General features: G+C 68.4%; 5 protein-coding genes, 1 pseudogene and 2 riboswitches. All 6 genes and pseudogenes read right to left on the bottom strand.

Features of this window, described 5'->3' with window-relative positions:
* Nucleotides 1-587: pseudogene (locus NBW84_RS14740) on the bottom strand (hypothetical protein); the annotation flags it as partial.
* A gap of 341 nt (nucleotides 588-928) precedes the next feature.
* Nucleotides 929-1,288: an ATP-binding protein gene (locus NBW84_RS14735; RefSeq protein ID WP_250285309.1), complete on the bottom strand. Its 360-nt coding sequence runs from the start codon at nucleotides 1,286-1,288 to the stop codon at nucleotides 929-931.
* 108 nt (nucleotides 1,289-1,396) lie between these two features.
* Nucleotides 1,397-1,831 carry a DUF3151 domain-containing protein gene (locus NBW84_RS14730; protein WP_250285308.1) on the bottom strand — a complete coding sequence of 145 codons (435 nt, stop codon included), beginning with the start codon at nucleotides 1,829-1,831 and terminating at the stop codon, nucleotides 1,397-1,399.
* Between the two features lie 234 nt (nucleotides 1,832-2,065).
* Nucleotides 2,066-2,809 carry a transglycosylase family protein gene (locus NBW84_RS14725; protein ID WP_250285307.1) on the bottom strand — a complete coding sequence of 248 codons (744 nt, stop codon included), beginning with the start codon at nucleotides 2,807-2,809 and terminating at the stop codon, nucleotides 2,066-2,068.
* A gap of 5 nt (nucleotides 2,810-2,814) precedes the next feature.
* Nucleotides 2,815-2,980, bottom strand: a riboswitch (cyclic di-AMP (ydaO/yuaA leader).
* Between the two features lie 605 nt (nucleotides 2,981-3,585).
* Nucleotides 3,586-4,305, bottom strand: coding sequence for a transglycosylase family protein (locus tag NBW84_RS14720; protein WP_250285306.1), 720 nt, complete (start codon nucleotides 4,303-4,305; stop codon nucleotides 3,586-3,588).
* Nucleotides 4,306-4,312: 7 nt separating this feature from the next.
* Nucleotides 4,313-4,461: riboswitch (cyclic di-AMP (ydaO/yuaA leader) on the bottom strand.
* Between the two features lie 587 nt (nucleotides 4,462-5,048).
* Nucleotides 5,049-6,086, bottom strand: a complete 1,038-nt coding sequence (gene fbaA / locus NBW84_RS14715) for a class II fructose-bisphosphate aldolase (RefSeq protein ID WP_250285305.1) — start codon at nucleotides 6,084-6,086, stop codon at nucleotides 5,049-5,051.
* Nucleotides 6,087-6,712: the final 626 nt, after the last annotated feature.

Below are 6,712 nucleotides of genomic sequence, written 5' to 3'. Positions count from 1 at the left end.
ACGTCATAGTACAAGATCTCTTTCTGTGGGCCTACGGAACGCAACGCTTCCAACAACGCCGGGAACATCGCGTCCACCTCGGCGCCACCGCCGTGGCAGAGTGCGGAGAGCACCGCCAGCGCCGGGTTCGCCCGGGCCAGCCGTACGTCCACCACCAGCGGCACGTCACCCGGCGTAAAGATCAGCGGCCGGAGCAGCAGGCCGCTCGGCCCGTCCGGGGGGAGCATGCGCCGGTACCAGCGGGCTGTCGCCGGGTCGGGGCAGAAGACCACGAGCGCCGTGTCGACGTCCAGCTCGGCCTCCAGTTGGGCCACGTACAGCTTCCAAGTTCGCTGTTTCGCGAGGTCCCGGCCACGCTGGATCTCCAGCACGGCCGCCAGCAGCGGCCGGTCCACCGGATCGCAGAACAGCACCATGCCGTCGGCGTGGTAGGTGCGCGGGACCATGACGCGGACGTCGGTGGCCTCGGTGCGAGCGTGGTGGTAATCGGGCATTTTGACGTCGAACACGGTGGCCAACAGCCAGGCCATCAGGTCCGGGTCAAGCTTGGTCAGGGCGACCGGGGATTCGTGTTCGGCAGAGGGCATGGAAGCACGGTATGCACCGGATCCGCATACATCGGGCCTTGTCCGTGCTGAAACCGGTATCAGCAAACAACAAGGCCACTGTTCCGGCGGTTGTTCCGTCCGCTGTTCCGGCGACCACGGCCGTGACCGCGGCGTTGGCTGCCGAACGACGTGAATTCGGTGCCGTGGCCACAATCCTGGATTCACATCGTTTGTCGTGCCGACCGGTTTGCCGCGTCGCCCCGAGACACCGGCCCACCCGAGGCGGTTTACGGACTTCGTGGATCGAGACGGTGTCCGCCGCGCTTCAGTGCTCCTGCCGACCTGTCGACAGCGGATCGGTCCCGGGGCCCGGCGCGGCGTCAGGACGGGGAGAAGGCGTCAGAGCGGGGAGAAGATGTCGTCGGCCGTGACGGTGAGGATTCCGGGTGGCGGGTTGCGGATCTCCTCGCGGGCGCAGACGGCGAGGCGGATCGGGCCTGGCCGGTCCGCGTCCCGCTGGCCGGCACCAGCGAGCCCGCGACGGACAGCTGCGCCAGTTCGCCGCGGGCGGCGCGGCCGGCGTCGGTGTGGAAGACCGACCGCCGTCCGGCGACGAAGCGGTGCGGCAGGGCGGTCTTGCCGACTCTGCGCCGTCCCCAGACCACCACCGGCCGCGGGTCGGTCGAGGCCCACCAGCGTTCCAGCGCGGCAAGCTCTCCGGTGCGGTTGACGAACGTCATCCGCCTCTGCCTGCATCGCCCGTAACTTACATCGGACGTCAGTAGAGTGCCGGCGAGCCGTTGGCGGCCCATGCTGGCGGGTTGCCGCGCGGGGCCTCTCCGGTGGCTTCAGGTGGCCTTGAGCCCCAGGACGTCGGATGCCTGGGGGTCGCTGTCGGCGAGGAAGTCGCGACAGCGGGTGGCCTCCTCGGTCTCGCCGATCGCGGTGGCCGCGCGGGCCAGTGCCGCGAGCGCCCGCAGGAAGCCCTGGTTGGGCTCGTGGGACCACGGGATCGGCCCGTGCCCGCGCCAGCCCGCGCGGCGTAGCTGGTCGAGGCCGCGATGGTATCCCGTCCTGGCGTAGGCGTAGCTGGTCACCGGGCTGCCGGCGTCGAGGGAGCGTTCGGCCAGGGTTGCCCAGGCGAGGCTGGAGCCGGGAAAACGGCCGGCGACGGTCTGCGGATCCTCGCCGGCGCTCAGCGCCTGCGCCGCGGCGGGATCGATGGTGAGCTTGGCCGGTGGTGGGCCACCGAGCAGATCCGGTCGTTCGGGCGAGGGTGTCATGGGGCTCATCCTGCCGGATCCGGCCGGCCGCGCAGCCAGCCGGAGGGGGAAGTCCGTCAGATGATGGACCCGCCGGGAGGGGGAGAGCCGGCAGGTCCATCACCTGATCGGGGTACGAGGCGGGCAGGGCACCCGGCCGCGACCCGGCGGCAAAGGAACGGCGTTGAGCGTCCCGTGACCTTTAGCCGCAAAATTTCAAAGTCATAAAATGGTACGAAAGGTGCACCCGGTATGCTACAGGACGGTCGGGTTGGTGACGGTGACGTCCCAGAGGTTCTTGCCGACCACTCCAGCGCCGCCGTCGTCCACCCGGGTCAGATACGAGTAGAGCGATGCCAGTCCCTGGGACTCCCGCCCGAAGCGTCCGTCCACCTGGAGGATGAACCTCTTCTGACGCATCTCGCTCTGCCAGACGTAGGCGTCGGGGCGGACCTCGCCGGCCAGTGTGCTGGACAGCGCCGTCCCGGTGAAGTTCTCGGAGTTCAGCAGGGCCTTGGCGCGTTCCAGCGTCATCGCTGGCTGCACCGGAGTAATCGCACGCTGTACCGGGCTGGTGGTGGGAGCGCTGGGGGCGACGATACCGCTGGACGACGGTGCCGGGCCGCTACGGCTCAGGCCCAGCTTGGACGCGCAGGACGGCCACGGGGACCAGCCACGGGCGTTGTAGAGCTTGTAGGCAGCCTCGTCCTGAAGCGTCGGCGGCGCGCCGCTGGGCAGGCCGGAGTAGCCCAGGGCATGCCAGGTCTGGGCGTCGAACTGGTAGGCGCCGTAGTAGCCGTTGCCGGTGTTGATCAGATAGTTCCCGCCGGACTCACACTGGCGGAGTTTGGCGAAGTCGTCAGCGGTCGCGGCGCTTGCGGGTGCGGTCGTGACAGCCAGGCCACTGCTCACGAGTGCCGTCACGGCACCGGTGGTACGCAGGACCTTCATGACGGTGGAGGGAGGTTGCGGGGCGCGGTGCCTGCCACCAGACGGCATGTGGGTCGGTCCTTCCCGTCGCCTACGAGGTGAGCTGTCGGGTGCGGGCGGGAATCAGGCCCGGCCGGTGGCACCAGGAGGCACTGCCGGCTTTACCCCAAGGACTCCGTGGACGGACGTCCGGATGGTGGTTCCCCCGATCCTGTCCTTGTGGCTCCGCGGTAGCTCGGGCCGTACCGAACGGGGACAGGACTCGGCGTCCGTCCGGGCGGCCTCACCGATCCGGCGAGTGGGGAGGACTCTAGCGAGTCTGGTTCTATCGAAGCAAATCGGGGTGTCGGATGAACTACACCGACGTGACTGTTATCACCCGAATGGGCTAAGCGCCTTGAACGTGTCACCGTAGCTGACGGTGTGACTCCGCCCCGCGGCGGGGTCGCCTTCTCCGATTTCTGTGACTTATGGTGACGGACGAAGTTTCTTTCGTATCGTGAATGTGCTTGTTGTCACTTCTGGGGCACTCCGGGAAGCGGAGCCGTCCGGAGCGGTCCCCGGCCCTGCCGGGCCGGATCCGGGCCGGCCGCATCCGGGGTTCTCCTGGATGCGGCCGGAGGCCTGGCATGAAAGGGGATCGTGGCTGCGCTGTCCATGGCGCGCCAGCCCGGTCCGGTCGGATGTCCAGCCACGGGTGGGCCGGCTGTGTGCGGACTGTGCGTGCCGCCGGTGGGCGGTGCCGTCCGCCAGAGGCCGTTCGACCGCTGGGTCGTTCGGCCAGTTGCCGGCTGTTCGGCCGGCTGTTCGGCCGGTTGGCCGGTTGGTTGGCTGGCTGGCCGTGTTCAGTCGAAGGTGGCCGTCCAGGTCCGTGGGCCGCAGATACCGTCCACCTGCAGTCCCCGCGAGTTCTGCAGGAGGGTGGCGGCGAAGGCGGACTGGGGGCCGTAGCGGCCGTCGATCCTGATCCGGTAGCCGAGCCTGTTCATCTGGCGCTGCCAGGCTCGTACGTCCGAGCGCACCTGATAGATCAGCCCGGTGGTGAACAGCGTGTTGTCCGCGAGACTCTGCGCGCTCTGACGCACCACCCAGCGTTGGGCCCCGGTCGACCCGGCCGCGCCCGCCGAGCCGGTGCCGGTGCCGGTGCCGGTGCTGGGCGATCCGGCCCCGGACGAGCTGGCGCTCGCCACCAGCTGGTCGGCGCCCATCCCCTGGCCGCAGACCGGCCACTGGCCGAAGCCGGACCGGTTGGCCAGTCTCAGCGCGGCCTCGTCCTGGGTGGCTGGCAAGGCGTCGCTGGGCAGCCCCGGGTAGCCGAGGCTCTGCCAGGTGCTCAGCGAGAACTGGTAGGCACCGTAATAACCGTTGCCGGTATTGACGGTGTAGTCCCCCCCGGACTCGCACTGGCGTAGCTGCGCCCAGGTGGTGGCGGCGCTGGCGGGCTGTGACATCACGATGCTTCCGCCGACCGCCGCGGCCAGCGCGGGAGCGACTACCAGCGCCCGCGCGCCCAGCCGGATTCGGCCGGTTCCGTGCTGTCGATTTCGGGAACGTGCACTGGACATATTGGTTTTATGCCCTTCCCCACGCCTGCGAAGTGAGCTGTCGGGTTCGGGCTGGGACTGCCCGGCCGCATGTGCGGCTTCACCCCGAGGACGCCCGGTATCGGCGCCCAGAAGTGGGTCCCCCGTTCCTGCCACGAGTTTGGGTTTTCGTCGGGCGAGGGCAGGATTCGGCGTGCCGCCCGACGTGTGTTCGCTGTGTCGCGAGCACGGCGCAGACCATAACAACAATTGCTGGGCGCCGAACAAGCGGGGAATACGCTTCGTGAGGATGCGCACACCGGGCCGGCGGCTCTTGTCGGGGCCCGGGAGCGGATGGTAGCGCACGGGTACGCGCGCTTATTGATTTCATCATACTTTTATTGCCGGGAAAACTCGGTATCCCGCCGTGCCGGTGGCGATCGGGGCCGGATTATCCGGATAGGAGCCAGTGCGTGGGCCGGCGATCCGCGTGCTATGGGCCGGAAGCCGGGCCCGGCCGGCCCGGCGCCCGCGGCGCGGAACACCGCTGATTCAGCCGAAGACACGTCGAACGGCAGGACCATACGTACAGTGCCGTGATCCGACGATGATGCGACCTTTCCGGAACCTGCGTCATATACGGATGGCCGTTGAAAGGTGACGGCCATCCGGTCACCCGGGCGCCGGGAGGCCGATGGGTCGGCACCCGCACGCGAACGCTCGCCAGCCGGACGACGAAGCCCGGTCTGGCGAGCGTGTTGTGGGGCCGTCCCGCCCGAGCGGGGTCAGTTGGCGAGGGAGCGTCCCGCGGAACGCAGGTCCTCGCACGCCTTCACGACTCGGGCGGCCATGCCGACTTCGGCCGCCTTGCCGTAGCTGCGCGGGTCGTAGTGCTTCTTCACGCCGACCTCGCCGTCCACCTTCAGAACGCCGTCGTAGTTCCGGAAGACGTGGTCGACGACCGGCCGGGTGTACGCGTACTGGGTGTCGGTGTCCACATTCATCTTGATCACGCCGTAATCCACCGCTTCGCGGATCTCGGACAGGTCGGAACCGCTCCCGCCGTGGAAGACCAGGTCGAGAGGTCTGGCCCCGGCTGGCAGCCCGAGCTTCTGCGCGACATACTGCTGACCATCCCGCAGGATACTCGGACGGAGTTTCACATTGCCCGGCTTGTATACCCCGTGCACGTTTCCGAAGGTTGCCGCGACCAGGTAGCGGCCCCGTTCCCCGGCGCCGAGGACCTCGACGGTCCGCCACATGTCCTCGGGCGTGCTGTACAGTTTCTCGTCGATCGCGCCGACGATGCCGTCCTCCTCACCGCCGACGACACCGATCTCCACCTCCAGGACGATTTTCGCCTGGGCCGTGTCCGCCAGCAGCGCGTCGGCGATTTTGAGGTTCTCCTCGATCTCGACCGCGGAGCCGTCCCACATGTGGGACTGGAACAGCGGCTCGCGGCCCTCCCTGAGCACCCGCTCCTTGGAGATCGCGACCAGGGGGCGCAGGTAGGTGTCGAGCTTGCCGGCAGGACAGTGGTCGGTGTGCAGCGCGATGTTGACCGGGTACGCCTTGGCGACATGGTGGGCGAACTCGGCCAGCGCCTGCGCGCCGAGCACCATGTTCTTCACCCGGGTACCGGAGAGAAATTCGGCCCCTCCGGTGGAAATCTGTACGATACCGTCGCTCCCGGCGTCCGCGAAGCCCTTCAGTGCGGCATTCAGGGTTTCACTCGACGTGACGTTGATCGCAGGGTAGGCGAATGCCTCCGCCTTGGCCTGGTCGAGCATCTGGGCGTAGATATCTGGGGTGGCAATGGGCATCGGTCTGGCTCCTGTGGACAGTCGGGGCGCGGCATGCCCGGTTCGGTGATATTTTACCGATTCGGACGTGTGCCGTGCCGGGAAGTTGCGCGAAGGGTATGACGAACGCTCCCCGTCCGGTAGGACGGCCGCAACGGGTGAGTACGGATGTTCTGTCGGGTGTGGTGCACTATGCCGTCGTCCTCACTCCCGGCTTCGTCGGGAGCGGTGTCGTCCGTCGGTTTCCGGTTACCCGGTGACGTTTTCGGTTACCCGGTGACATCGTCCCGCTCGCCGCCGGGGCAGCCCATGACCGGCTCGGGCGCGTCGTTCATCGCGGGGGAGCGCATCCAGCGGATCCTCGATCGCGTGGATCTCGTTGCCGCGGCCCGCACCGATCTGTGCCCGGCGGACGCGTGCTGGCGACCGGGGTACCGTCGATCGCGATTTCCGGTGCCATGGCTCGTTATGTTACCGGGAAGCATCCGGCCGCGCTCCGCCTGAATGCGCCGGAAGTCGCCCGTACGGCCTGGGCTGTGCCTTCTCCAGGCCTTCTGCCAGCGCTTTGGCACTCCGGCTCGCGGCAGCGGCCGGTTTGTTCCATGGCCGCGGGCCTTATGTCCCGCCATGCCCCGCCGCGGTGTGCC

The organism is Protofrankia sp. CiP1_Cm_nod2 (assembly GCF_920664355.1).
GTDB lineage: Bacteria > Actinomycetota > Actinomycetes > Frankiales > Frankiaceae > Protofrankia.
Note: the sequence above shows the minus strand (reverse complement) of the source record. Positions and strands in the feature narration are given on the sequence as shown.

Coding starts and splice junctions, on each gene's coding strand:
- NBW84_RS14720 (WP_250285306.1), bottom strand. CDS start 4,305: ATGTCCAGTGCACGTTCCCGAAATCGACAGCACGGAACCGGCCGAATC.
- NBW84_RS14735 (WP_250285309.1), bottom strand. CDS start 1,288: ATGACGTTCGTCAACCGCACCGGAGAGCTTGCCGCGCTGGAACGCTGG.
- NBW84_RS14725 (WP_250285307.1), bottom strand. CDS start 2,809: ATGCCGTCTGGTGGCAGGCACCGCGCCCCGCAACCTCCCTCCACCGTC.
- fbaA (WP_250285305.1), bottom strand. CDS start 6,086: ATGCCCATTGCCACCCCAGATATCTACGCCCAGATGCTCGACCAGGCC.
- NBW84_RS14730 (WP_250285308.1), bottom strand. CDS start 1,831: ATGACACCCTCGCCCGAACGACCGGATCTGCTCGGTGGCCCACCACCG.